A 26,070-nucleotide genomic window follows, 5' to 3' on the forward strand; every position below is an offset into this window, starting at 1 on the left:
ATCCTCTTTTAGCTACGTGTACCATCTGGCTTAATGACAAAACTCTTGCCGCTAGCATCGCGCCCGCTAACGATAACAGAAGGCACTTGACCAGATTCTCCAAGAATGACATCTCCATCTTTCAGCGGCACACTGATACCAAGAACAGTTCTCAATATTTTTGTTGTTCCTGATGCATTAAGAAAGAGTGTACTGTCTTTTAGAGTTGGAGATTGTTGAACAAACAACTCACACAACTCTTCACTGGTAAGTTGTTTATCATAAGAAAAAACATCTTCAACCGTACGAATATTGAAGCGACCGGTAAAGCCTCTGTAGGTACCACCAGTTTGTGATGCTGGACGTCCAACAAATTCAACTAAGCCTGATCCTGCAATTTGACCATTAACCGCACGCCATGTAAAAGTATGGCCTGTTCCAACTATAGAAGTTGTAGGGTTTAATAAATCAGGGTCAACTGCGTTGAGTCCGAGACGGAACATTCCATCATTAAAGAAGGAACCACCGTTACCAAAACTCAAGATTTGCAAGTTACCACGTTTGAGTGTCGATTGAGGATTTGGTCCAAGAACAGCAGGGCCTTGAGCATTAATTTCAAGAACACCTTTTCTGCCAATGAATAAGCGACCACAATCTTCAAAGACAAGTGCTTCGGTTCCACCATGGAAACCAAGTCGTGCGGGACCGCCACCAATCACACCGCTTTCATCATCAATTCGTACTTCGCTGCAACCATTAACACAGAACTTGATGTCATCTTGTTTGACATCGTTTCCAATGGCAAGAAGTGATGGCTTATTAAGCACAAGCTTTGATGCATTAAAGAATCCAATAAAGCCAATTCCGCCTATTTGTGCGGTAGCACCATGTTCAAGTGTTAAAAGAGCGCCATTATCAAAGATGAGCCGTGGTCGCTGAAGAATTGTTTGATCTTGGAATACCCTTGTAGGAATTACTCCATCATCACCTTTAAGAATTGAGCAGTCTGGTTTTCCGACAGGAATAATCTCTGCTTGCACCGTTCCACCAAAAGTGAAGCCCGCACCATCAGCAAAAATTACCTCCCCGGCACCTTCAAAACGCAATTCACATCCCTCAGGCAATCCCAAACTCGCATCTTTAGGAAGATGAATGGTAGGTATTATTGCTTGGTCACCACTGTTTTCAAACTCAATAGTAAGTTCACTGTTCTTTTCAAAACAGAAGCCCTCACTCAAAACCATGTTATGCGTTACCTTAAGCCTGTTGTCTTTACCTCGAATATTCATAAAGTGGCTTGGGCCAAACGTAACATTTTGCGTCCCTTGATTAACAAAAGAGTTTCCTTCAAGCGTAATATTTGTAGGAGCTGTACCAAGGGTAAAGTTAGTTATGCCACCATTGCGAAGGCGCACATTACCAACAACACTCGATGAGGCATCAAATGTTGCATTTTCATACGTTTGATCAAAACTTGCTGGAATATTTGGGCAAGCAACAACTGTATTGCGTGGAGTTTGTTTTTGTTGTTTTCCTGCAGGCTTACGAATATCAACATGATCTGCTGTTTCATGATCATCTGGGAGCTTAAGCGCTTGGTCATCTACATTTGATGCTTCGCTCTTAAGGGTCTGTTCAAGCAACTCATCAAGTTCACGTTTTTTTCGACGACCATTTTGTTTCTTTTTACCAAGAGGTCGAAGATTTTCAGCGGTTAACTGATCGAGTATCGCTTGTTCATTTTCCTGGAACATCTCTCGTTCACGTTCGCGAGCAAGATGAAGAGCTGTTACCGGAACTTTACCATAAAATGCTCTGTTCAGCGGCGAACGAATGAAGCTTGGGTCAATCTTCTGACCAAATAACTCAATTGCTTCAAGCCTAAATTCGGTCGAAGACTGCTTAATTGGGTTATCCAAAATTTCAAGTCGTTTACAATTGATCAGCGATTGATCATCTACAATAAAGGCATTTCCATGTATGTTACGCACCGAGATTGATAGATCATCAAAGAAGACGCCTGCAACTCCCAATTCAGAAGTAACAAACAAACCTGGATTTCCAGATAAGACCACTAATGGGTTGCCCGAGGTAACACCAGGTCTTTCAACAACTGGATCAGTGAATGCACTCTTAATATGTAACGCATTGCATGGGCAATCGCCAAAGAGTATTGATCCTGAAATTCTCAAACTATCTTTGAGAAGAACCATGTCGTTATCGACTGTTTCTACAACAAAGTTCATGTCGGTATCAACATCAATATCAACAGCCGCTTCACCACTTAAAGCTATTGCTCCTGCAATTTCTGAATCAAGATGAGTGATTGCACCAAGACCATTAAGCTCCACTGATTGAAGAAGCAAGGTATTATCTTGCAAATCAAGCAATGTTGCTAATGCTGGATTAATCGATCTGAAGGAAATTTTCTTACGTCCTGAGAGGCCTCGTAAGGTGAAAATGTTAAATCCTGTCTCATCAACTAATTTAATAAAGTTTGTTGAGAAGGTAACGTTTTCACTAAATTCCCAGGCAACAGAGTGTTCAATGTTAACACGAGCACCTGTTCTGAAATCGAAAGTTGTATCGTTAATGCGAGAGAAATTAATATTTCTCAGACAGAGCGTTACATTTTCTGAAATAATAAATTGTGGTTTCTTGGTATTTGCAAAGTAAATGGTTTGACCACATCCATCAAGGCAGATGTTTGCATCAATTCTAATAACCTGATTACATGCAACAAATATGCTATTATTTAATGTCACTGTTGTGGTAATTGGACCAGAGAAAAGACAGCTATCACTACCAAGGACTGCAACTAATGATTTATCTGCGATTTCTTTAATAGTTCCTGTTCCAAGCAACTCCAATGTTCCACCGGAAATATTGGCAAGAACGTTTGAGTTATTCCAAATATGGCTAATAAATACTGGTAACGGCGGACGTAAAGCACCCAAAGCACCGCAATCCTGATTTGGCACATCAAGCCAAAGCGTTGTGCGGTCAACCGTTAATTTTGCTTGTTGATCAAAAATAAGATCATTTTCTTTAAGAACAAATGTTGTTACACCGTCAACGTAAATGCCACCAGTTGTAAAATTATAGGTGGTATCAAATTCAAAGAAAACATTTGAGGTACGAATAGATGCGGTTGGTCCACCAAGAACAATTTGACCTAACGAACCATTTCCCAATCCTCTAATATAGAGATCGTTAATATAAAGAAGACTGTCATTTGGAACAACAAGTTGACCACCCTGAGAAAGATCAAGAACTGCACCGTTTCCTTGTAAGTTATTCGTTCCAAGGAAAGTCCATCGACCACTAAGTGCAACACTTCCAGTCAAGTTCATATCAGTTGCTGAATCAAAGTGAAGTGATGATGACCATGGTTTTGAATAAAAGCCACCAAGACCAAGCGTGCGACGATTGAGCTTTATAGTCCCTGGACCATTAAGCTGTGTATCATCCGCTAAATCTAAATCATCATCAAGCTTAAGGATACCACCTGTTAAGTTAATATCATTATTAAGCTTATTTTGAATTGCAATGGTAAGTGTTGTCGTTGAATCATTAAGATTGATTGGGTTTGCAAAAAGAGGCTGACCCTCTAAGCGATTATCGGCTCCAAACACGGTCAACTGATGAATAACAGTTCCCGGTTCAACTTTGAAACGTCCGTTGCCACGAAGCTCGAGGCTGTCATTTCCTGTTGGCACGTACGTTGCAGTCATGATTACTTCAGTGCCATTATTTTCAAGAATCCCATCAGAGAAGAGAAAATCATTCCCTTCTACGGATGCTCCTTGCTTGGTTACTAAAGTACCATCAACTTCAAAGTTTGATGACGACACATTAAGGCGACCCTTGTTCCCTACTTTGAGGGCGGCATCTCGACTGCTAAAATTTATTCGGCAGAATACCGAATCTACTGAACTCAGCAAAGTGCCAAAGAGTACAAGCGTATGTAACGCTCTCTTCATTCTACTCCCTTCCTTTTTTTCAGGCAGTAATTTACTACGTACCTTTACTCTCCTTTATCTTTCAGCACAGGCAGCTTCTTTCCAAAAAAAGAAGTGCCTTTCTCCTCATAATGCTGAACTTTGATTCTAGTCACCGCTTTTATCTTTGTAAAGATTTACAAAAATTTTATCTAGATTCTGATTGCTTTTTATCATATTCTTTTTTCTTATATTTTTTTTCTTCATTGAATCAGAGCCATGGCTGCATCAATTTCGCTTTTTACTTTATATGCAGAAGCTTTAAAAAATTTTTGCTCTTGTTCATCCAAGTCAATTTCTAATCGCTGACAAATTCCACCACGACGAACAATAGTCGGAACACTCAAAAAAACATCTTGCACTCCCGCATAATGGTCTAGATAGGTTGAAACCGTAAAAGCGCGTGATTGATCACGCAAAATTGCTTTAACAATTTTACAAACGACAAGAGCAATAGCGTAACTTGTCGAACCTTTTTTTGAAATAATTTCATACGCGGCGCTTTTTGTTTTTTCATACAAATTGGTAAGACTTTCTAAAGAATATCCAGGCAATTGGTCAAGCTGTACGCCTGCAATTTGAGCGCGACTCCACCATACAAATTCTGAATCACCATGCTCACCCAAAATTGAAGCGGTGATATCTTTTGGGCTTATACTAAAATATTGCCCCATTAAATATCGTAATCGAGCTGTATCAAGAACTGTTCCTGTGCCAAATACTTGGCATGGTGAAAGTCCTGAAAGTTTCCAAGTAACATAAGTCAGAACATCCAGAGGATTAGTAACAACCAGCAATATTGCCTGATCATTATACCTAACTATTTCTGGGATGATTTTTTTGAAGAGCTTTGTATTTGCTTCAAGTAAATCGGTTCGTGTTTGATGAGGTGCTTGCGCCATCCCCGCAGAAATTACAATAACTGCGGCGTCTTTAACAAGCTCAAAAGAATCACTTGCGGTGATAGTAGTCTGCTGAGTGAACTGCATACAATGAGCAAGATCTAACGCCTCACCTTCAACTTTATTTTTATTGATATCAATGAGTGCAATTTCAGAAGCTACCCCATCAAGCATAAGCGCATATGCTGTTGTGCTTCCAACAAATCCCGCACCAATAATAGCAACTTTTGTTGATGGCCGACATGGACTTTTACACTGCATACAGACGCTCCCTCCTACGATACTATTCTTAACAAGTCCCTTTACGCATATTAAACATAAAGAAAATCAAGCGATCTAATATTTTAAGCAATATAATTATCAAATCTATTTTTTATAATTAGGAAGAGTCTACTGAATGAAATAAAAAATATTCAACAGAATGAATACGATAGCCCAGAAAAGGCCCAGGGATGAGGCTTATACAAAAAATAAATGCACCACAGTGTAACCTGTGGTGCATACTTTTCACGTTGGAAAAATGATATCTTTATTAAGAGATCAAACCCATTCAAGACGTGCAATTGGCGCAGTATCGCTCTCGCGTCTGCCAAGTGGAATTACTCGAGTGTAACCACCTGGGCGGTCGATGTATCGAGGAGCAATTTCCTTGATCATCTTGACTACCGCTGTGCTGCTGTAAGGCAACATGCTTTTAACACGACGAATGGTATTGAAATCATATCCCTTACGGGAGATGGTAACAATTTTTTCAACAATTTTTTGAACTTCTTTAACGCGAGGCTTTGTTGTTTGCAAAGAACCATAGTTAATCAAATGAATAACTTGGTTTCTCAACAAAGCTTTTCGATGAGCTGATTTAAGATTTAATTTTTTTCGTCCATTTTGATGCATCATTTGGCACCGCCTTCTTGTTCTTTAATAGCTTTCTTGAGGTCTAATTCTTTTACATTCATACCAAGATGTAAACCAAACGCCGACAAAATCTCTTTTACCTCACGCAATGATTTGCGACCAAAGTTTTTAATTTTGAGCACATCTTCATCAGTCAAATTGACTAAGTCGATAACACGCTTGATTCCTGCTCCAATTAAACAATTGTGAGCACGAACTGAAAATTCAAGCTCATCAATTGGCTTGAGGAAAAGATCAACCGGAAGACCTCTGGTTGGACCTTCAACATCAACTTTGCTCTCTCCTGCAACGCCCTCTTCTTGGCTTTGTGAAATTTCATTAAATGGAATCTCTTTTGCCTCCAAGAAATGCTCAAGCTGCGTTCGAAGCACTGAAGTGCCGTAGTGAATGACATCGCGAGGATCAGCAGCACCATTAGTAAAAACTTTAAATGTTAGCTTATCATAATCAATTTCTTGACCAACACGTGTTTTTTCAATGCGATATTCAACACGTTTAACCGGTGAAAACATCGCATCCATGTAGATACGTCCATCAGGTTGAAGAGACTTGCCATGCGGCCACTGAGCAGCAACATATCCACGCCCCATCTCAACTGAAAACTCAATTTCAAGATCACCATCAACCGCCAAATGAGCGATCACATGATCTTTATTAATAAGTTCAAGATGATCATCTGCTGTAATATCTGACACACGAGCAACACCCTCACCCTTAAGGTTGAGGTGCATTTTGCCGGGGAGCCCGGTTGAATTTTTAATAACGATTTCTTTGATGTTCAGCAATACTTGCAGCGTGTCTTCGATAACACCCTTGATGGTTGAAAATTCGTTGTTTACACCTTTAATAATAACAGATGTTACAGATGCACCTTCAATCGAAGACAAAATAACCCGTCGTAATGCGTTACCAAGAGTGATCCCATAGCCTGGTTCAAGTGGCCCAACGATCAACTCTCCTTCAGTATCAGACGATACCTTCTTATCCCAACTTAACTTCGGAAGTATCAACGGCTTATAATTCATCTTCTGCATCCATCATTAAAAACAACAATCATTACCATGTACCACACGAATATGAGCATATAACATTCATATTCATCATGCTGTTATTTCGAGTATAACTCAACAATCAAGTGCTCTTCAATCGGAGCTGTCACATCAGCACGAACAGGCAAACGCAAAAGAATACCCTTACGGTCTTTCTTTTGAAGTTCTAACCATTCAGGAACTTTAATACCTGTGCTTAAACGCTTATCAATAACGTTTTCGATGAAACTTGAGTTACTCATTGTTCCTTGTGTAAAGGAAACAACATCGTTAACATTCAATATATATGAAGGTGATGCAACACGCTTTCCATTAACTGAAATATGTCCATGTACAATCATTTGACGAGCTTGTACGCGAGAAATTGCCATCTTCAAACGAAATATAACGTTATCAAGACGACGCTCAAGTAGAGCAAGCAAGTTTTCACCTGTAACACCACGTTGTTTTGTTGCAACATCAAAAAAACGATGGAATTGTTTTTCAAGCACTCCATACATCAGTTTAACTTTTTGCTTCTCTTGCAACTGTTTTCCATACTCAGAAGTTTTTTTTGATCCTGGTTTTTTAGGATGCTGGCCGGGTGTTCCGGTTCTTTTTTCTAATGTGCATTTTGCAGACCGACACTTAGCACCTTTAAGGTAAAGCTTTTCACCGGCTTGTCTGCATTTGCTGCACGCTGCATTCATTGACATAGGTCCCTTTAATATCTTTCTTCAATGCGAACAAACATTCACGTTTCCAAATAACTTAGACTCTTCGTTTCTTTGGTGCACGGCATCCATTGTGAGGCAATGGTGTAACGTCACGCAACGTCGTTACATTAAGCCCTGAAGACTGTAACGCGCGAACTACAGAATCTCGTCCTGACCCAGGACCTTGCATGTTAACTTCAATAAGTTTTACACCCAACCCCACCAATTCTTTAGCCAAGCGGCTAGCAATTTGCGTTGCTGCAAATGGGGTACCTTTTCTGGCACCTTTAAAACCATGTTGTCCAGCACTTCCACGCATAAGAACGTCACCATCAGTTGTTGTAATAGCCACAAGCGTGTTATTAAACGAAGACTTAACATGAGCAATAACGGTGCTCACGTCGCGATGGTTCTTCTTTTTACTTTTCTTATATGCCATAGTTACCCTTGTTCAACTCAATCTTTTATTTTTTTGAAACCAGTTTCTTATTCGGAACAACACTACCCGACTTACGTGGTCCCTTGCGTGTTCGCGCATTTGTTTTAGTACGCTGACCACGGCATGGAAGCGACTTTTTATGGCGCAGGCCCCGATAAGAACCGATTTCCTGTAACCGCTTAATATTCAGGGTAACTTCTTTACGCAATTCGCCTTCAATTTTTAGGCTTTGCGTAATATACCTTTGAATTGCAGCAACATCTTCATGCGACAAATCTTTTACACGCGTGTCCGGACTTACTTTGGTGTGCACAAGAATTTCTCGAGCACGATTTAGACCAATACCATACAAATAGGTTAAACCTATCTCAACACGCTTTTCATTTGGAAGGTGAACGCCTTCAATACGAGCCATTAAAAACCTCTCTACGATAGATTTGCAAATAGTTCAAACTTGTTATGCAGTGACATGTAGCTACTATTTAGCCTTGTCGTTGCTTATGCTTAGGACTCTTCTTACAAATAACCCTAATAACACCCTCACGTTTGATAATCTTACAATCACCACAAATTTTTTTAACTGATGTTCTTACTTTCATGATCATTCCTACAACAACAGATTAAGTACTTTAAATCACCATTTACATCTTGTGTCGCGAAATAATTCGCCCTTTTGTCAAATCATAAGGAGACAACTCAACAGTTACCTTATCACCTGGCAAAAGCTTTATATAATGCATTCGCATCTTTCCCGATACGTGAGCAAGGACTACATGGGCACTGTCGATAAGTTTTACCTGAAACATTGCGTTTGGTAATGCTTTTTCGACAATTCCTTCCATGACAATAACGTCGCCCTTCTTTTTCATAGCTCCCTTTTCATAAATCTATATTCCTTATGGCCTTGTTAAAATTTGGGCACCATTTCGTGTTATAAGTATCGTATCCTCAACATGCGCAGCAAGCCCGCCGTCAACTGTTTTAGCTGTCCAACCATCATCCATAATTCTAACTGCTGGACTATGTTGAGTAATCATGGGCTCAATAGCAAGCGTCATGCCTTCCAACAAAACTGGTCCTGTGCCAAATCTTCCATAATTTGGAACATCAGGTGCTTCATGTAGGTTTTTCCCTATGCCATGGCCTGCAAAACTCTTTACAATTCCAAAGCCATCTTTTTCGACTTCTTGCTGTATTGTTGCAGAAATATCATGTAATTTTCTTCCTGCAACTGCTTGCGCTATGCCTGCATCTAAAGCTCTCTGAGCAGTAATAGCAAGTTGTTTAACTACCGGTGAAACTTCACCAATGAAAAAAGACCGAGCCATATCTGCACAATAGTCTTTAAAAGAGCCTACGATATCTATTTTAACAAAATCTCCAGATTTTAAAATATCTTCTTTGCAAGGAACACCATGAACAATCACATCATTAATTGATATACAAGTAGCATGCTGATAACCTGCATATCCCTTACACTCAGGCTTAAGCCCAACTCGCTTCATTTCAGCTTCCATAAGGGCATCAAGCTCAAGAGTACTTACTCCTTCAATAACGAATGGGGTAATGTAGGTAACTACTTCGGCTAAAAGAGCTCCAGCAGCTCGCATACGATCAATTGCTATCTTATTTTTTATCAAAATTTTGCTTGTCATACCGTTTTATCTTTAAAGAATTGCCTAAAAACGCTTAAATTCTCTTATGATGCAGCTTCACCAAAACTCTTCTGGCAATCCTTATTCATACAAAAAGTGATAGCCTAGCTGCTATTCACATTTGTATAGACTCATTTCAAATTCAATTACTCTGAATTAGAACAAATTGATCTTGTTTTAAAAACAAATGTCTTCTTCAGATCTTAAAGGGCCTCAAGAAGAAAAATATAATCTTCTTCTTGGGGCCCAAATTTTTACTTTCACACTTTTATCGGCTTGTGCGTCCCTTCAATCGACCACTTGCCAAAAACTTTTCATACCCGCGTTCAATGAGGTGTGATTCTATTTGTGATGACATATCAAGTGCAACACCAATAACAATCAACAACCCTGTACCACTAAACATAACGGGAAATGAAAAAAAGTTTTTTATCATGCTTGGCAATATCGTCAACGTCGCAAGATACACTGCGCCTGGAAAGCCAACACGCGTCAAAAGATAGTCAAAGAACTCTGCTGTTTTACGCCCTGGACGAATCCCAGGAATAAAGCCACCAGATTTTCTAATATTATCCGCTAATTCAGCTGGATTAAAAATAATTGCGGTATAGAAAAACGCAAAGAAAATAATCAAGCCAGATTGAACAACGTTATAAAAAAGCTTTTCTTGATAAAACCAATCCATTAACAAGCGATTCAAGGCTGGCCAATATGCTGCAAGAAATCCTGCAATAGTCATTGGCATACCCATCAAAGCTTGTGCAAAAATAACCGGCACAACACCTGCAGGATTAAGTTTTAACGGAATAAAAGCTGTTTGACCTCCAAAGACTTTACGCCCAACAACACGTTTTGCGTACTGTACAGGAACTTTTCGCTCACCCCGTTCAAGGAAAATGATACATCCAACAAGAAGAAGTGCAAATATTGCAAGCAATCCCACCATAAGAATATCAGTTTGACCTAAACGTATGTTTTCAAAGATCGTAAACAAAGCCTGTGGCATGCTCGCAACAATACCGGCAAAAATGATCATGGAACTTCCATTTCCAATCCCATGCGTATTAATTTGCTCACCAAGCCACATCACAAACAGAGAACCAACGCTTAAAAAAAGCAGCGCTGTTAGGCGAAATCCCCACCCTGGAGTGATAACTAAGCCCGGCTGTCGCTCAATATATACTGCAATACCAAGCGCTTGTACAACTCCGACAACAAGTGCTAAATAACGCGTATACTGACCAATAATACGACGACCATACTCACCTTCTTTTGATAGTGCCTCAAGCGTTGGAACCATCACCGTCAAAAGCTGCATCATAATTGATGCGCTAATATACGGAGACATACCCAGTGCAAAAATTGCAAAATTCTTCAATGCACCGCCTGAAAACAAATCAAGATATGATAGAAAACCACCTGCTGAGCCTGAGCTAAACAACTGATTCAACGCTATAACGTCAACACCTGGAATTGGAACGTGCGCTCCAAATCTAAAAACAGCGAAAACGCTTAACGTTACTACCAATTTTTTTCGTAAGTCAGATACGAAAAAAATATTCTTTAAATTATGAAGTAGTGCCACCACTTCCGTTCTCCCCTATCAGCTGTATTGTACCGCCAGCCTTTTGGATAGCTTCTGATGCAGACTTACTGCAAGCATTTACATGCACGATAAGATTCTTATTAAGTAATCCATCACCCAAAATTTTGATATGGGCTTTGCGATTACCTTTGATAAGATTCTTTTCACGCAAGGATGCTCCATCAACCTTCTCTCCTGATTGATAGCAGGCTTCCAATTGGTCTAAGTTCACAGTAAAAACTTCTTGCTTTAAAGGATTATTAAATCCTCGGCGAGGAAGTCTTCGAGACAAAGGCATTTGACCGCCTTCAAACCAAGCTTTTATTTCTGAGTTTGAACCAGAGCGACATCCTTGACCATCTTTACCTCTTCCAGAATGGCCACCGCGTGATCCACCGCGGCCTCTTCGCTTACGTTTTTTCGTAATTGGTTCTAATGAATTAAGCTGCAACATTCTTCTTTACCTCAAACAAATCATTCAGTGTTTTTCCGCGCATATTCGCTATCTGCTGAGCGGACTTCAATTTCTTCAGACCATCAATAGTCGCTTTAACTACGTTTTGTGGATTTGAAGCACCAAACGCTTTTGCAAGTACATCACGTACTCCAAGAGATTCCATAATGGATCGAACAGCACCACCAGCAATTACGCCGGTACCTTTTGATGCTGATCTAATAAGAACTGTACTTGCACCATGGCGACCAACAACAGTAAACGGCACTGTTGTTTTGTACAATGGAACAGCAAACATATTTTTTCTTGCACGTCGTAATGCTTTTGAAATTGCAGATGCAACTTCTCTGCTTTTTCCAAGCGCTACACCAATGCTGCCTTTTTTATCACCAACAACTACGAGTGCTGAGAATGCAAATCGTCGTCCGCCTTTAATAACTTTTGCAACGCGGCGAACACTCAAAACAGATTCAGAAAATTCTTCTGTCTGAGGCGCTTTTGCTTGGCCCATTGATCGTTTATTTTTTTCTTCTGCCATAATCATTCCAAATAATCAAAATAATTGTTAAAAACTCAACCCGCCTTCTCTCAGGCCATCAGCCAGGGCCTTAACCCTGCCATGATATAAATAGCTGCCACGGTCAAAGAAAACATCTTTGATCTCTTTTGCTACAGCTAATTTTCCAAGCTCGACACCAACTTGTTTTGCGACAAGTTTTTTGTCACCAGTTGGTTCATTCAAACTCAAAGAGGAAAAGCTCAACAATGTTGAGTGCGTTGCATCATCGATAATTTGAGCATAAATATGTTGCAAGCTTCTGAATACAGTTATGCGTGGCTTAAGGCCTTTGCTTGCAAGTTTATTTCGAACCCTAAATGCTCGACGTTTTTTTCTTAATTTAATATCTCGTTCAATGCTCATATAAAAACCTTCCAAAGCCTCTTGAATATACCAACCATTATGAAGACTTAGTTTTTCCAGCCTTACGTCTTACAACTTCACCATCTCTAACGATACCGGTACCTTTGTAAGGCTCAGGAGGTCTAAATGATCGAATAGCATCGCATACGTTACCAAGTATAAATTTATCAGCCGATTTAAAGATCAAATTTTGACCAGATTTATCAACTTCTAAGGTAACTTCTGCAGGCAAAATATATTCAATTTTATTCGTATAACCGAGCGAAAGAACAACTTTATTCCCAGTAACCAATGCTTTAAAACCAAGGCCAACAATGGTCATTTTTTGCTCAAAACCTGTTTCTACACCCTTAACTTTGTTCGCTAGTAAAGCTCGATTAAGCCCCATAAGCATACGGTTTTGACGAGTGTTTTCTAACATTTCCAGCTGCAATACTTTACCTTCAAGACTTATTTTAAGACTTGCTGCAGGTATTTCATGCAAAAATTTTCCTTTAGGGCCAGCGATAGAAACCTGATTGCCACTGAATTCAACTTTTGCTGTAGTAATAGCAATTGGCTTTCTTCCAATCTTTGACATAGACCGCCCTTTTACCAAACGTGGCAAATAACTTCGCCACCAACAGACTGCTTGCGAGCTTGAGCATCAGTTATAACACCAATACTGGTTGTTACAATTGAAATCCCCAAACCACCGATAACGCGCTCAAGATTATTTGAACGTTCGTAATGACGACGCCCTGGTGTACTCACACGAGTAATCTCATGAATTACAGACTCACCCTTAACATACTTAAGATGAACTGTAAGTACTGGTTTGCCATCATTATCATTCACTTGAAAATCTTTTACGTACCCCTCAGCCTTTAACACGCTTGCTATGTTCACCTTCAAACCTGAAGATGGCATGGTTACTGAGCGTTTCTTAACCATGAGCCCATTTCGAATGATCGTTAAAAAATCTCCGATAGAATCTACTGACATCGTCGTATTCTCCGCATTTACCAACTAGCTTTTTTCACACCAGGCAACAAACCTTCAAGTGCATATTTTCTAAAACATAATCTGCACATCATAAACATGCGCATATATCCACGAGGTCTACCACATAGTCTGCAACGGTTTCTCAACCGAGTTGAAAACTTAGGTGGTTTGTTTGCTTTTTCAATTAACGCTTTTCGTGCCATACAAAATCCTTAAGCAAGCCTTATCGCCCTTTTTGAAAAGGCATCCCAAATTTTTTCAACAAAGCGAACGCGTGGGCATCTGAAGAAGTTGAAGTTTGAATTGTGACATTTATACCACGACTCTTACCAACTTTATCGTAATCAACTTCTGGAAATACCAACCAATCTTTTATACCCAAATTGTAACCACCACGACCGTCCAGCTTAGTTTTTACACCTTGGAAGTCTCTCACTGCAGGAAGTACAACACTAATAAGTTTATCTAAAAAATGATACATGCGTTCACCACGCAGAGTTACCATAATACCAATGGGCATACCCTCGCGAAGCTTAAAGCTTGCAATGGATTTTTTTGCAATTGTTCGCACTGCTGATTGACCAGCAATTTGACTGATAACATTTTTAACTTCTGTAAGTACCTTGCTATCACTCACTGCATCTTTTGCGCCCACGTTAATTACTATTTTTGTAACCTGAGGAACTTGCATAACATTTTCTAGGTTCAATTCTTTTTGCAGCTCAGCACGCAATTGATTTTTATATAAATCTTGCAAACGTGATTTCATAAACCTTACCTACTTATCTAAAAAGCTTCTTTGCAACGGTGACAAATTCTTACTTTTTCACTATCTTCTAAAAATCTGACTTGAACACGGCAAGCTTTTTTACAAGAAGAGCACACAGGCATCACTTTACACAAAGGTATAAAGCTTTCTTCTTTAACAATTTTGCTTTTATCCCCCGCTTTTCTGGCCTTAACGTGACGCGTTACTATGCCTACATCTTTTATCAAGACTCGATCATTTTTATGATCTACGGCAATCACAACGCCATGTTTTCCTTTGTCCTTTCCAGCCAGAACATATACGGTGTCATCTTTTTTAACACGGCTTAACATTTCAACCTCGTACCTTACAATACCTCTGGAGCCAAAGAAATAATTTTTGCATAGCCCTCAGCACGAAGCTCACGTGCAACAGGACCAAAAATTCGTGTGCCTACTGGTTGCTTTTCTTTATCAATAATAACTGCAGCGTTATCATCAAATCTAATATAGCTTCCATCTATGCGTCGTACTTCTTTTCTCGTACGAACAATAACAGCGTCCATGACAGCACTTTTTTTAACAGTTCCACCTGGGATTGCTTTTTTTACAGCAACTTTAACAATATCTCCCAAGTAGGCATATCGCTTACCAGTGCTTCCGCAGACACGGATTACTTCGGCTTCTTTAGCGCCAGAATTATCGGCAATCTTTAATCTTGTGCGTTCTTGTACCATAGTAATCCCCCTCTACTGAGAAACAATTCGACTCAACATCATATGTTTAGTCTTAGACAAAGGCCGACACTCAACGATCTCAACAACATCGCCAACCTTTGCTTGATTGCTTTCATCATGTACTTTGTAATTTTTTGCTCGTCGCACAACTTTGTCAAATGACGGATGTTTAAATGTTCGCGTCACTTTTACAACCACTGTTTTCTGCATTTTATCAGAAACAACTTCACCCTGGTACACTTTGCCCTGAGGTTTGGTCTGCATATTTTTTGCATTATCTGCCATTGTCACATTACCTCTTTAACACGTCATTAAGCATTGGACTTATTAGCATTCTTGAGCTCTTTTTGCTGCAAGAAAGTCAACGCTTGTGCAACTTTTTTCTTCAATTTTTTGAATTGAGAAACATCTTTAACTTGACCAGATATTTTAGCAAAGCTTAGATTAAAAAGCTCTTTTCTTAACATCTCAACTTCAGTCTTTAATGTCACCGCATCCAACTGTTTCAATTCAGTCTTATCCATTATTCACCTACCTGCACTTTTGGCTCCAATTGAGCCTGCACAGTTGCTAACAACTCTTCCTTTGTAACAAACTTAGTTTTCATAGGAAGCTTATATGTAACACTTTTTAAAATTTCTTGAGCTTCTTCTTTACGAAGTCCACCACCAAGTTCAACTAAAACGCGTCCACGTTTAACAACAGCAACCCAAAATTCTGGACTTCCTTTACCTTTACCCATTCGGGTTTCAGCAGGTTTTTTGGTAACTGGTTTGTCTGGAAAAAGTCTTAAAAAAAGCTTTCCAACTTTCTTTAATTTTCTGTTTGCAGTTACACGAATCGCTTCGATTTGTCGAGCTGTAACCCAGCAGTTATCAAGAGAAACAAGGCCATAGTCGCCAAATTGAAGCGTTGTTGCTCCCTTAGCTCGACCAGTGCGACGTCCTCGTTGAACTTTTCTAAATTTTACTTTTTTGGGCATTAACACGGCTATATCCTTCTAGTATTCGCCTTTGCAAATCCAAACTTTTACTCCGATAATACCATACGTGGTTAATGCTTCAGCCAGAGCAAAGTCAATATTTGCACGCAATGTGTGCAATGGAACAGAGCCAAGTCGCAACCATTCTGAACGTGCAATTTCTGCACCACCAAGTCTTCCAGAGCAGCAAATTTTAATCCCTTTTGCGCCACTCTTCATCGCTGTAAATCCAACTTTCTTCATAACGCGCTTAAAGCTCGCTCGTTTTTGAAGTTGTTCTGCAATGCTTTTAGCGACAAGTTGCGCATTCAATTCATACGCACGTACTTCTTGAACAGAGATATCAATATTTTTCTTAAATTTTTTGTAAAGATCATATTTAATTTGCTCAATACCCTGCCCCTTTTTCCCAATAATCATACCAGGACGGGATGCATGAATGGTAATGCGAATATTGCCAACTGCTTTTTCAATAACAATTTTTGCAATATCCAGATTATTCAAGCGATCTTTCAGATATCTGCGAATTTGAATATCTTCAATAAGCTCATCACCGTATGATTTTTTTGCAAACCATCGGCTGTGCCAATCTTCGAAAATTCCAAGTCTAAATCCTAATGGATGAACTTTCTGTCCCACACAACACCTCAATTAACGGCTATGTTTTTACTAACTTTTCTGTCTAATATAATTTCAATGTGGCTCAAGCGCTTACGCTGAGGATTTGCTCGTCCTTGTGCACCAGGCTTGAAGTACCGAATAATCGGCCCCTGATCAACGCGAATTTCTTTAATAAAAACAGAAGCCATTGAATCAATGTCTGAATTCTTATTTTTTGCATTCGCATAAGCCGATTCAAGCGCCTTAGTGATAGGACGCGCACGCTGCATCCCACAAGTCTTTAACCACGAGAAAGCTTTATCAACCGTCGTACCACGGATTACATCCGCAAGCAAACGAAGCTTATATGGAGAAATTCGTATGTATCGACTCTTTGCTTTGGAAACCATAATTACTATACCCTATTTTAATCAAAAAGCCTACTATTTAGCACCGGGTTTAGCACCCGCTCCTGGCTTGCCACCAGCGCCGGGTTTAGCACCCGCTCCTGGCTTACCACCAGCTTTACCACCAGCTTGTCGCTGACCACTATGCATACGAAACGTTCTTGTTGGTGAGAACTCACCCAAAACGTGTCCAACCATATTTTCTGTCACAAATACTGATGTAAATTTGCGACCATCATGAACTGCAATTGTCAAGCCTACAAAATCTGGTGTAATCATGCTTGCGCGCTTGTAAGTCTTTATGACTTCTCGCTTGCCAGAGCCGTGGGCTTTTTCAATCTTTGCAAGCAACGATGGGTCTACGTAAGGACCTTTTCGAATAGATCTTGCCATATTTTTTCCTAACCTTTGCTAAGCGCTTATTTTCTTCTCTTCAAAATCGCAGAACTCTTGCGACGTCGTGTGCGAACACCTTTGCAGTTCTTGCCCCATGGAGTTGTTGGGTGAGATCCTGATTTAGAACGCCCTTCACCACCACCATGTGGGTGATCAACAGGGTTCATAGCCATACCTCGAACTGTTGGTCGAATGCCCATTCTTCTTGATCGACCAGCTTTTCCAATGACCATATTGTGATAGTCGGCATTGGAAAGAGTTCCAATAGTCGCCCAGCTTGCATGGTTAACGGTGCGAAGCTCGCCTGATGGCATCTTCAACACAGCAAGATTATTCTCTTTTGCTACTAGTTGAACTGCGCATCCTGCACTGCGAGCAATTTTGCCGCCTCGGCCAGGAGTAAGTTCAACGTTGTGTACAAAAAATCCAACGGGAATGTTGCGTAATGGTATACAATTTCCAATTTTTGCTTCGGCTTTTTCACTTGAAACAACACGCGCTCCAACCTCTAAGCCTTCCGGTTTCAAAATAAAACCATATGAGCCATTGAAATATTTAATCAAGGCAATAGGAAGATTTCGATTTGGATCGTATTGCAGTGAAACAACTTCGCCCTCAACATCATGCTGGCTTCGCTTAAAGTCGATGATTCGGTATGTTTTTTTCGCACCACCACCACGATGTCGTGAAGTAATACGACCATACGCGTTACGTCCACCCGTTTTTTTTAACGGCGCAGTCAAACATTTAGGCGGTTTATCTGCTGACAAATCTTTATCAACAATATATTGCTGTGTACGTAAAGACGGGTTTCGTGGTTTTCTGTTTACAATCGGCATATTATTTTCCTTCAGATTCTGTTACTGGAGCTTCAGAAGGCATAATGCCCTCGAATAGTCCAGGAAGGTCAATTTTGTAACCAGGCTTCAATTTTACAATGGCTTTTTTTACGCCTAATGTTGTAAATTCCCGGCGTGCAAATATTTTCTTTTTTCCTGGGGTTCGAGATGTACGGACATCAGCAACCTTAACACCCCAAATAGATTCAACCGCTCGTCGTATATCAATCTTATTAGCAGAGAGAAGTACTTCGAAGGTAATCTTTCCGAATTTTTGGTATAATTCAGCACTTTTACTCGTCACCACTGGTCGCTTGATGACATCATATTTACTTAATTCCATCGCGCAATCATTTCTTTAAAGAGGTCAATGTCTTTCTTCAGAAACACCCAATGAGAAGCTCTACTTAAATCATAAGCATTTGGTTCATCGAATGATAAAATACGTACATTTGGGATATTACAAAATGACAGAAAGGTCACTTCATCACCAAATGGCACAAAGAGCACAATGTTTTTATCAGCCAAGCTTAATTTTTTAAGCATTTGTACTGCATTTTTGGTGCTTGCCTTTTCGCCTTGTGGAAGATCAAAGCAATAGATACTATCGCGTTCAATCGCCGTAAAAAGCAAATTGTTAAAAACCAACAAACGCTGTCCAGCATTCACGCTGAGTGTTCTTGTACGAGGTTGCGGGCCAAATGTGACACCACCACCACGCCACAAAGGTGAGCGCGGGGTTCCAGCTCGTGCTCGGCCTGTCCCTTTTTGTTTCCATGGCTTTTTATTGGATCGTGATGTTACATCGCCACGTCCCTTGCAGCCAACAGTTCCCTGTCTCCAGTTCTGCAACAATACTCTAATTGCTTGAGCAAATGTCTTAGGACTTGTATCTTTTTTAGTTACCGCTACAGCAACATCCAATGATTCAATTGCACTGCCACTGTTATCAAATATACGAATAGCTGCCATAATTATTTCCCTTGTGTTTTAATCAAGACAAGTGAGTCTTTTTTACCAGGAATTGCACCTTTGATAAATAAGCAACCATTCTCTTTATCAATACGGATAACCTTAAGACCTTCTACCGTAACACGATCAACACCCATGTGCCCTGGAAATTTCTTTCCTTTTAAAACTTCACCTTGGCGTCTCATGTTACCAGATGAACCTGGTTTTCTATGAAACTTTGAACCGTGGCTTTTTGGACCACCGGCAAATCCCCAGCGCTTAACAACACCCTGAAAACCTAATCCTCTGCTTGTTCCAACAACAGTAACCTTGTTTCCTTCTTGCAATGAAGAAAGAAGATCAAATGTTACCGCTTGTCCAAGAGCGCAATCTTTTGCAGCATCAGAAACAGGGATTTCTTTAATATGAACAAAGTAATTTTTCTTTGCTTTTAACCATATTTCTGAAAAAGGTTTACCTTGGTATCGCTTCCTGAGCAACCCAACTTGAAGAGATGTATAACCATCTTTTTCAGGTGTCTTTATTTGCGTAACGAATTGATTTGATACATCAACTACCGTTACAGGTACAACTATACCCTGTGCATCAAACACCTGAGTCATTCCTATTTTCTTACCTAAAACACCATTTAACATAGCAGCCTCGTTGTGCCGATTCCTTACTTAATCTCTACATCTACGCCAGCGGAAATATTCAATTTCATGAGCGCATCCATCGTCTGTTCTGCAGGAGACACAATATCTAAAATTCGTTTATGGGTCGTTAATTCAAACTGCTCTCGAGATTTCTTGTCAATATGAGGCGACCTTAAAACTGTAAAGTACTGTTTTCTACTTGGCAGAGGAACAGGTCCCAAAACCTGGGATCCTGTTCTTTTTACCGTCATTACAATTTGCTTAACTGCATTATCAAGCAATTGGTGATCGTATGACTTTAATGTTAAGCGTATCTTTTGTTTTTTCATCTTTGCTTTTTCCACGTTAAGAAATTATTCAATAATTTCTGTTACAACGCCAGCTCCGATGGTTCGACCACCTTCACGCACTGCAAACTTCAACCCTTTGTCCATAGCTACTTTACTTACAAGTTCTACAGAAACTTCAACGTCATCACCAGGCATAACCATCTCACGACCAGCTGGCAATGTGATGCTTCCTGTAACGTCAGTTGTTCTAAAATAGAACTGTGGGCGATATCCACTAAAGAACGGACTGTGGCGACCACCTTCTTCTTTTTTAAGAACAAGGATTTGACACTTAAATTTCTTATGAGGCTTAATAGAACCAGGAGCGCAAAGAACTTGTCCTCGTTCAACGTCTTCTTTTTTAAGACCGCGAATCAAAAGACCTACGTTGTCTCCAGCCTGTCCCTCTTTCATTTCCTTATTGAACATTTCAACGCCGGTTACCGTTGATTTGAAGGTGTCTTTAAACCCAACAATTTCAACTTCGCCACCAACTTTAACAATTCCAGTCTCAATTCGACCTGTTACTACAGTTCCACGACCTGAAATTGAGAAAACGTCTTCGACAGGCATCAAAAATGGCTTGTCCGTTTCTCGTGCAGGTGTTGGAATGTAGCTATCAACTGCTTCCATCAATTTGAAAATTGCAGGTTTTCCAATTGCGCTTTCATCGCCGCTCAAAGCTTTAGTAGCAGAACCACGAACGATTGGAATTTCTGTTCCAGGGAACCCATACTTACTAAGAAGTTCTCTAATTTCTTCTTCAACAAGTTCAATCATTCCCTCATCATCAACCATGTCGACTTTGTTTAAGAAAACGACAAGTGAAGGAACACCAACTTGGTGAGCAAGCAAGATATGCTCTCTTGTTTGAGGCATAGCACCATCAGCTGCAGATACAACCAAAATTGCGCCGTCCATTTGAGCAGCACCGGTGATCATGTTTTTAACATAGTCAGCGTGACCAGGACAGTCAACGTGAGCATAATGTCGATTTTTTGTTTCATACTCAACGTGAGTTGCTGCAATGGTAATACCACGAGCACGCTCCTCAGGAGATTTATCAATTTGATCATAACTCTTGAATTGAGCCATTCCCATCTCTGAGAGTGTTTTGGTGATTGCCGCAGTCAATGTCGTTTTACCATGGTCAACGTGACCAATTGTTCCTACGTTACAATGCGGCTTAGTTCGCTCAAATACGCCTTTTGCCATTCCCGTATCCTTTCAGACACTAAATTCACTATACTATTATTTTTTACCAACAATATTTTCTTCGATATTTTTCGGCACTTCTCTGTACACTTCAAACTGCATAGAGTAGCTTGCTCGGCCTTTGGTCATTGAACGCAATTGAGTTGAATAACCAAACATTTCTCCAAGCGGGACTTCTGCTGTAACAATTTGAGCCCCCTTGCTCGCTTCCATACCTAAAATACGGCCTCGACGGGAATTCAAGTCACCCATTACATCTCCCATATTTTCATCAGGAGTTGTAACTTCAACCTTCATAATCGGCTCAAGTAATACAGGAGAAGCTTTTGCCATACCATCTTTAAATGCCATTGAAGCTGCAATTTTAAATGCTAATTCGGACGAGTCAACATCATGAAAAGAACCATCGAATACCGAAGCCTTGATATCAACTACTGGATAACTACCCAAAACACCACTACTTAAGGCTTCTGCAATACCTTTTTCGATGCCAGGAACAAATTCCTTAGGAATAGTACCACCCTTAATATCGTTGCCAAATTCAAAGCCTTTGCCTCGTTCAAGAGGTTCAAGCGTTAACCAAACGTGACCATATTGACCATGACCACCAGATTGACGAATGAATTTTCCTTCAGACTCAACCTTGCGTTGAATAGTTTCTTTGTAAGCAACTTGCGCCTTACCAACACTTGCTTCAATTTTATATTCGCGCAATAGTCGATCTACAATAATTTCCAAATGCAATTCACCCATACCGGAAATAATTGTTTGATTAGTTTCGGTATTATAAGTAAATCTGAATGAAGGATCTTCTTGCATTAACTTACGCAACGCAATGACCATTTTTTCATAATCGCCTTTGCCCTTAGGCTCAATTGCAACGTGAATAACTGGATCTGGAAGATTTATTGATTCAAGAAGAACATCGTAATCTTCAGCACAAAGCGTATCACCAGTTACAGCGTCTTTTAGACCAACAACTGCAGCAATATCACCAGCGCTTACACTTTTAATTTCTTCTCGCTTATTCGCATGCATTTTAAGCAAACGACTTACACGCTCTTTTCTTCCCTTTGAAACGTTATAAACATACGAACCGGCTTCAAGCTTACCCGTATAAACGCGAACAAAAGTAAGAGAGCCAACGAATGGATCAATCATAATTTTAAATGCAAGCGCACAAAACGGTTCACTTGAATCAGCATTTTTTAAAAGCTTAGGCTCTTTTGTTGATGAATCCATAGCGTGTACAAATGGAATATCAATCGGTGATGGCATATAATCAATGACACCATCAAGCATCAACTGAACACCTTTATTTTTAAACGCAGAACCGCAGAAAACTGGGGTTATCTTTTGATCAATAGTCGCCTTGCGAATACCAAATTTAATTTCTTCAAGGGTGAGCGGCTTACCTTCGAGATACTTTTCTGCTAAAGCATCGTCAGCTTCTGCTGCAGCTTCAACAATTTTTTCACGCAATGTTTCCACTTGATCTTTATATTCTTCAGGAATATCAACCCAGGTAACCGTTAAGCCTTGATCAGATTCATCGAATGCCGCCATTTTTCGAGTCAAAACATCGATAATGGAAGTAAATTCATCAGCTTGACCAACAGGAATTTGCATAGCAACAGGATTACCTGCTAATTTCTGATCGATCTCGTTCACAACTTCGAAATAATCGGCACCAGTTCGATCAAGTTTATTAACAAACGCAATACGAGGAACCTTATGACGATTTGCTTGACGCCAAACAGTTTCTGATTGTGGCTGAACACCGCCAACACCACAGAACACTGCAACTGCACCATCAAGCACTCGAAGGGAACGCTCTACTTCAATGGTAAAGTCAACGTGACCAGGGGTATCAATAATATTGATTTGATGATCTTTCCAGATACAAGTCGTAGCTGCAGCGGTAATTGTAATGCCGCGCTCACGCTCTTGCTCCATCCAGTCCATAGTTGCAGCACCCTCGTGCACTTCACCAATCTTATGTGATACACCGGTATAAAAGAGAACACGCTCAGTAACAGTTGTTTTTCCGGCGTCAATATGAGCCATAATTCCAATGTTTCTAAAACGCAGTAGCTTGTCTTTACTCATAATAATTTCCTACCATTTACCAAGCGTAGTGAGAGAACGCTCTATTCGCTTCTGCCATGCGATGGACATCGGCCTTTTTCTTAACTGCGTTACCATGTCCTTCAGCAGCATCAATAATTTCATGCGCCAAACGCTTACCCATGGTTTTATCAGAACGACCCGCGGCAGCTTCAATGAGCCATCGAAGCGACAATGCTACAGCACGCGCAGGACGAACCTCAGTTGGAATTTGATATACACCACCACCAACACGGCGAGATCGAACCTCAACAAATGGCTTAATTTGTACCATGGCTTTTTCAAAAAGCATGAATGCTTTTTTGTCATCGCCACCATTTTTTTGGCTAAGAATATCAAAAGCTTCATTGACCAAAGATCTTGAAATGCTCTTTTTCCCGGAGACCATCAATGTATTAATGAGCTTTTGTACCAACATAGATCCAAAGCGTTCATCAACACCGATGTCGCGAACAAAATTGACCGATTTACGTCTAGGCATTACTTATCACCCTTCTTTTTACGTTTTGCACCATACAATGAACGGCTCTGAGTACGCGCTTCAACACCGGCTGTATCTAATGCGCCACGAACAATGTGATAGCGTACACCAGGCAAATCTTTTACTCTTCCACCACGCACCAACACAACAGAGTGCTCTTGAAGATTATGCCCTTCACCAGGAATATATGCCGTTATTTCTTTGCCAGTTGTTAATTTTACACGAGCAACTTTTCGAAGTGCTGAGTTTGGTTTTTTTGGCGTCTGGGTGTAGACACGAACGCACACACCTCGTTTCTGTGGGCATGCAGCTAATGCCGGCGCCTTAGTCCTATTTTCTACTTTTTTACGCTTTTCGCGTACAAGCTGATTAATAGTTGGCATATCGTATAATCCTATGTTCTTAAAAACTTACTTTTGGCAAAACCAACACATTCCTGGTTAGCCAGCTCATTGTGCTTTCTTACATCCTCGCAAACGTTGCTCAAGCCCCTTAGCCCGGCAACACAAATGATTATTGAGTGTGCAAAACAGATAAAATGAAGCATATCTACATGTACAATAACTTTTTCTTATTTTATATTTTCCTACATTTTTTTCAAGTAAAAATTACGCAGCACATAAGCTGGAACAGCTAATATCGACTATTTGTATCTTACTAAACCCCAAGGAGAAGCTTAAATGAACAAAACAAAAACAAATTTGCAACAAAAACTCCCCAGGATCAGGGAAATCCTGTCAAAATTACTAAAAATCGCCCACTCATGACTTTTTTGATAGAATTTGTAATAATCGTTTGAATCGTTTTTTATTTTCACTACTTTTCGTCAACACAAAAAGGAAAAATAATGTTTTGCAATGCACTCTATCTCTGCATAACCACAAAGCTCATTCCTCTTATTTATGCACTCATAGGCTTTGGGGCACTCATCACCATTCATGAGCTCGGACACTTTCTTTTCTGCAAAATCTTTGGAATTAATACACCTACTTTTTCTATTGGCTTTGGTCCGGAGCTCTTTCGAAAAAAAATAAAGGGAACTGATTTTCGCCTCGCAATTATTCCATTAGGCGGCTACGTTGAAATTGCCGGCCTTGCTGAAATCGGGCAAGGCGAGCAAGAATATGCCTACACTCAAGACGAAACATCATTCAGCCAAAAAGCTTACTGGAAGAAATTTCTCGTATTATCTGGTGGAATTATTTTTAACCTTTTATTTGCCTATGGAACATTCATCTCGCTCTTTTTAATTGGTGTTCACGAAGATAAGGGCGGGATTATCGTCTCTACCATTGTCAAAGACAGCCCGGCAGATCGATACGGCCTCCAAGCAGGTGACTATATCACCCAAATCAATGAAACATCTTTACAGTCAGAAAATGGAACAATTCTTCCTGATGCTTTGCAAATTTTGCACAGTGAAATTCAAGGAAACCCATCTACAGAAATCTCACTAAATGTCCTACGTAATAATGAAGCCCTGGCTCTTGAAATAAAAACCGACTCAAGAAAAATTATTGATGCTTCAATTGGAACCATTGGAGCTGGACTTCAAGACCCAATGGTTCGACTACCTTTAATGGCAGCAGTAACAAAAGGAATTGAGCTCACCAACCAATGGATATTTAACATTGCACAAAGCGTTAAAAATCTTATTTTTAATCGAACACTTGAAGGTGCTGGCGGGCCATTAATGATTCTTTCCCACAGCTTTGTTTCAGCGCAAATGGGCCTTATTTCTCTCTTTATTTTTCTCGCAATTATCAGCATTAATTTAGCGCTTATGAACATCCTCCCAATTGGAGCTTTGGATGGAGGACAGCTGCTTTTTGCTACAATTGAAGCAATTATTCGCCGTCGCATCCCTGAAATGCTCAAGCTTGGGATTAACCTTGCATCATGGGTTCTATTCATCGCTTTGGCGCTCTATCTCACCTACAAAGATATTTTGTTTCTTTTCGGAGAAAGCATTGGTCAACTCGTAACGACAGCTCTTTCCTGGATCAAATAATTAAATAAAAAA

The 26,070-nt window shown here is 40.0% G+C and carries 36 protein-coding genes; 1 reads left to right on the forward strand and 35 read right to left on the reverse strand.

Translation table 11 applies throughout. The features are described from left to right. Window positions 1–8: 8 nt before the first annotated feature. The 35 genes from JST56_01660 to JST56_01830 form a co-directional block, all read right to left on the reverse strand. Complete coding sequence (locus tag JST56_01660; protein ID MBS1987676.1) at window positions 9–3,962, reverse strand: hypothetical protein; 3,954 nt, start codon at window positions 3,960–3,962, stop codon at window positions 9–11. 221 nt (window positions 3,963–4,183) lie between these two features. Next, window positions 4,184–5,143 (reverse strand): L-lactate dehydrogenase, encoded by a 960-nt coding sequence (locus tag JST56_01665; protein MBS1987677.1) that lies wholly within the window; start codon window positions 5,141–5,143, stop codon window positions 4,184–4,186. A 279-nt stretch (window positions 5,144–5,422) separates the two neighbouring features. Beyond that, entirely contained in the window at window positions 5,423–5,779 is a 357-nt protein-coding gene (rplQ, locus tag JST56_01670) for a 50S ribosomal protein L17 (GenBank protein ID MBS1987678.1), read from the reverse strand. Further along, complete coding sequence (locus tag JST56_01675; GenBank protein MBS1987679.1) at window positions 5,776–6,822, reverse strand: DNA-directed RNA polymerase subunit alpha; 1,047 nt, start codon at window positions 6,820–6,822, stop codon at window positions 5,776–5,778. Before JST56_01675 ends, rplQ begins: the two co-directional genes overlap by 4 nt. 83 nt (window positions 6,823–6,905) lie before the next feature. Continuing rightward, window positions 6,906–7,541, reverse strand: a complete 636-nt coding sequence (rpsD, locus tag JST56_01680; protein MBS1987680.1) for a 30S ribosomal protein S4 — start codon at window positions 7,539–7,541, stop codon at window positions 6,906–6,908. Between the two features lie 55 nt (window positions 7,542–7,596). After that, window positions 7,597–7,980, reverse strand: coding sequence for a 30S ribosomal protein S11 (gene rpsK / locus JST56_01685; protein MBS1987681.1), 384 nt, complete (start codon window positions 7,978–7,980; stop codon window positions 7,597–7,599). Between the two features lie 25 nt (window positions 7,981–8,005). Then, window positions 8,006–8,395 (reverse strand): 30S ribosomal protein S13, encoded by a 390-nt coding sequence (gene rpsM / locus JST56_01690; GenBank protein ID MBS1987682.1) that lies wholly within the window; start codon window positions 8,393–8,395, stop codon window positions 8,006–8,008. Window positions 8,396–8,462: 67 nt separating this feature from the next. After that, window positions 8,463–8,579, reverse strand: coding sequence for a 50S ribosomal protein L36 (gene rpmJ, locus JST56_01695; GenBank protein ID MBS1987683.1), 117 nt, complete (start codon window positions 8,577–8,579; stop codon window positions 8,463–8,465). A gap of 42 nt (window positions 8,580–8,621) precedes the next feature. Next, window positions 8,622–8,849 (reverse strand): translation initiation factor IF-1, encoded by a 228-nt coding sequence (gene infA, locus JST56_01700; GenBank protein MBS1987684.1) that lies wholly within the window; start codon window positions 8,847–8,849, stop codon window positions 8,622–8,624. Window positions 8,850–8,876: 27 nt separating this feature from the next. Next, on the reverse strand, window positions 8,877–9,635 hold the full coding sequence (gene map / locus JST56_01705) for a type I methionyl aminopeptidase (protein MBS1987685.1): 759 nt from the start codon (window positions 9,633–9,635) through the stop codon (window positions 8,877–8,879). Window positions 9,636–9,903: 268 nt separating this feature from the next. Next, on the reverse strand, window positions 9,904–11,220 hold the full coding sequence (secY, locus tag JST56_01710; protein ID MBS1987686.1) for a preprotein translocase subunit SecY: 1,317 nt from the start codon (window positions 11,218–11,220) through the stop codon (window positions 9,904–9,906). Next, the gene (gene rplO / locus JST56_01715) at window positions 11,204–11,671 is read right to left on the reverse strand and encodes a 50S ribosomal protein L15 (protein ID MBS1987687.1); all 468 of its coding nucleotides are present in this window, start codon (window positions 11,669–11,671) and stop codon (window positions 11,204–11,206) included. Before rplO ends, secY begins: the two co-directional genes overlap by 17 nt. Then, window positions 11,661–12,185, reverse strand: a complete 525-nt coding sequence (gene rpsE / locus JST56_01720) for a 30S ribosomal protein S5 (protein ID MBS1987688.1) — start codon at window positions 12,183–12,185, stop codon at window positions 11,661–11,663. Before rpsE ends, rplO begins: the two co-directional genes overlap by 11 nt. A 54-nt stretch (window positions 12,186–12,239) precedes the next feature. Further along, on the reverse strand, window positions 12,240–12,596 hold the full coding sequence (locus tag JST56_01725) for a 50S ribosomal protein L18 (protein ID MBS1987689.1): 357 nt from the start codon (window positions 12,594–12,596) through the stop codon (window positions 12,240–12,242). A 37-nt stretch (window positions 12,597–12,633) separates the two neighbouring features. Then, window positions 12,634–13,176, reverse strand: a complete 543-nt coding sequence (gene rplF / locus JST56_01730; protein ID MBS1987690.1) for a 50S ribosomal protein L6 — start codon at window positions 13,174–13,176, stop codon at window positions 12,634–12,636. A gap of 11 nt (window positions 13,177–13,187) precedes the next feature. Beyond that, window positions 13,188–13,580: a 30S ribosomal protein S8 gene (gene rpsH / locus JST56_01735; protein MBS1987691.1), complete on the reverse strand. Its 393-nt coding sequence runs from the start codon at window positions 13,578–13,580 to the stop codon at window positions 13,188–13,190. Window positions 13,581–13,597: 17 nt separating this feature from the next. Next, on the reverse strand, window positions 13,598–13,783 hold the full coding sequence (locus tag JST56_01740) for a type Z 30S ribosomal protein S14 (GenBank protein ID MBS1987692.1): 186 nt from the start codon (window positions 13,781–13,783) through the stop codon (window positions 13,598–13,600). Between the two features lie 20 nt (window positions 13,784–13,803). Next, window positions 13,804–14,349, reverse strand: coding sequence for a 50S ribosomal protein L5 (rplE, locus tag JST56_01745; GenBank protein MBS1987693.1), 546 nt, complete (start codon window positions 14,347–14,349; stop codon window positions 13,804–13,806). A gap of 17 nt (window positions 14,350–14,366) precedes the next feature. Beyond that, window positions 14,367–14,681, reverse strand: coding sequence for a 50S ribosomal protein L24 (locus JST56_01750; protein MBS1987694.1), 315 nt, complete (start codon window positions 14,679–14,681; stop codon window positions 14,367–14,369). A gap of 14 nt (window positions 14,682–14,695) precedes the next feature. Further along, window positions 14,696–15,064: a 50S ribosomal protein L14 gene (gene rplN / locus JST56_01755; GenBank protein MBS1987695.1), complete on the reverse strand. Its 369-nt coding sequence runs from the start codon at window positions 15,062–15,064 to the stop codon at window positions 14,696–14,698. Window positions 15,065–15,076: 12 nt separating this feature from the next. Further along, a complete protein-coding gene (gene rpsQ / locus JST56_01760; GenBank protein MBS1987696.1) occupies window positions 15,077–15,328 on the reverse strand; it encodes a 30S ribosomal protein S17 in 252 nt (83 codons plus the stop codon). A 47-nt stretch (window positions 15,329–15,375) separates the two neighbouring features. Continuing rightward, window positions 15,376–15,588, reverse strand: a complete 213-nt coding sequence (gene rpmC / locus JST56_01765; GenBank protein MBS1987697.1) for a 50S ribosomal protein L29 — start codon at window positions 15,586–15,588, stop codon at window positions 15,376–15,378. After that, window positions 15,588–16,052: a 50S ribosomal protein L16 gene (gene rplP / locus JST56_01770; protein MBS1987698.1), complete on the reverse strand. Its 465-nt coding sequence runs from the start codon at window positions 16,050–16,052 to the stop codon at window positions 15,588–15,590. The genes rpmC and rplP overlap by 1 nt, the downstream gene beginning before the upstream one ends. 12 nt (window positions 16,053–16,064) lie before the next feature. Beyond that, the gene (rpsC, locus tag JST56_01775) at window positions 16,065–16,685 is read right to left on the reverse strand and encodes a 30S ribosomal protein S3 (GenBank protein ID MBS1987699.1); all 621 of its coding nucleotides are present in this window, start codon (window positions 16,683–16,685) and stop codon (window positions 16,065–16,067) included. Window positions 16,686–16,693: 8 nt separating this feature from the next. Then, a complete protein-coding gene (gene rplV, locus JST56_01780) occupies window positions 16,694–17,056 on the reverse strand; it encodes a 50S ribosomal protein L22 (GenBank protein MBS1987700.1) in 363 nt (120 codons plus the stop codon). Window positions 17,057–17,089: 33 nt separating this feature from the next. Further along, window positions 17,090–17,446 carry a 30S ribosomal protein S19 gene (gene rpsS, locus JST56_01785; GenBank protein ID MBS1987701.1) on the reverse strand — a complete coding sequence of 119 codons (357 nt, stop codon included), beginning with the start codon at window positions 17,444–17,446 and terminating at the stop codon, window positions 17,090–17,092. Window positions 17,447–17,472: 26 nt separating this feature from the next. Continuing rightward, window positions 17,473–18,288, reverse strand: a complete 816-nt coding sequence (gene rplB, locus JST56_01790) for a 50S ribosomal protein L2 (GenBank protein MBS1987702.1) — start codon at window positions 18,286–18,288, stop codon at window positions 17,473–17,475. Between the two features lies 1 nt (window position 18,289). Next, window positions 18,290–18,631 (reverse strand): 50S ribosomal protein L23, encoded by a 342-nt coding sequence (rplW, locus tag JST56_01795; protein MBS1987703.1) that lies wholly within the window; start codon window positions 18,629–18,631, stop codon window positions 18,290–18,292. After that, window positions 18,622–19,260, reverse strand: a complete 639-nt coding sequence (rplD, locus tag JST56_01800) for a 50S ribosomal protein L4 (protein MBS1987704.1) — start codon at window positions 19,258–19,260, stop codon at window positions 18,622–18,624. Before rplD ends, rplW begins: the two co-directional genes overlap by 10 nt. 2 nt (window positions 19,261–19,262) lie before the next feature. Beyond that, window positions 19,263–19,895, reverse strand: coding sequence for a 50S ribosomal protein L3 (rplC, locus tag JST56_01805; protein MBS1987705.1), 633 nt, complete (start codon window positions 19,893–19,895; stop codon window positions 19,263–19,265). Between the two features lie 23 nt (window positions 19,896–19,918). Beyond that, window positions 19,919–20,224, reverse strand: coding sequence for a 30S ribosomal protein S10 (gene rpsJ, locus JST56_01810; GenBank protein ID MBS1987706.1), 306 nt, complete (start codon window positions 20,222–20,224; stop codon window positions 19,919–19,921). Between the two features lie 24 nt (window positions 20,225–20,248). Beyond that, on the reverse strand, window positions 20,249–21,439 hold the full coding sequence (tuf, locus tag JST56_01815; protein MBS1987707.1) for an elongation factor Tu: 1,191 nt from the start codon (window positions 21,437–21,439) through the stop codon (window positions 20,249–20,251). Window positions 21,440–21,475: 36 nt separating this feature from the next. Continuing rightward, the gene (gene fusA, locus JST56_01820; GenBank protein MBS1987708.1) at window positions 21,476–23,548 is read right to left on the reverse strand and encodes an elongation factor G; all 2,073 of its coding nucleotides are present in this window, start codon (window positions 23,546–23,548) and stop codon (window positions 21,476–21,478) included. A 16-nt stretch (window positions 23,549–23,564) separates the two neighbouring features. Then, window positions 23,565–24,047: a 30S ribosomal protein S7 gene (rpsG, locus tag JST56_01825; protein MBS1987709.1), complete on the reverse strand. Its 483-nt coding sequence runs from the start codon at window positions 24,045–24,047 to the stop codon at window positions 23,565–23,567. Beyond that, window positions 24,047–24,430 (reverse strand): 30S ribosomal protein S12, encoded by a 384-nt coding sequence (locus JST56_01830; GenBank protein MBS1987710.1) that lies wholly within the window; start codon window positions 24,428–24,430, stop codon window positions 24,047–24,049. Before JST56_01830 ends, rpsG begins: the two co-directional genes overlap by 1 nt. Window positions 24,431–24,894: 464 nt before the next feature. Between JST56_01830 and JST56_01835 the strand changes: the two genes are divergently transcribed. Then, window positions 24,895–26,058, forward strand: a complete 1,164-nt coding sequence (locus tag JST56_01835) for a site-2 protease family protein (GenBank protein MBS1987711.1) — start codon at window positions 24,895–24,897, stop codon at window positions 26,056–26,058. Window positions 26,059–26,070 lie beyond the last annotated feature (12 nt).

This window comes from Candidatus Dependentiae bacterium, from assembly GCA_018266175.1.
In the GTDB taxonomy this organism is placed as follows: Bacteria; Babelota; Babeliae; order Babelales; family RVW-14; genus JAFEAY01.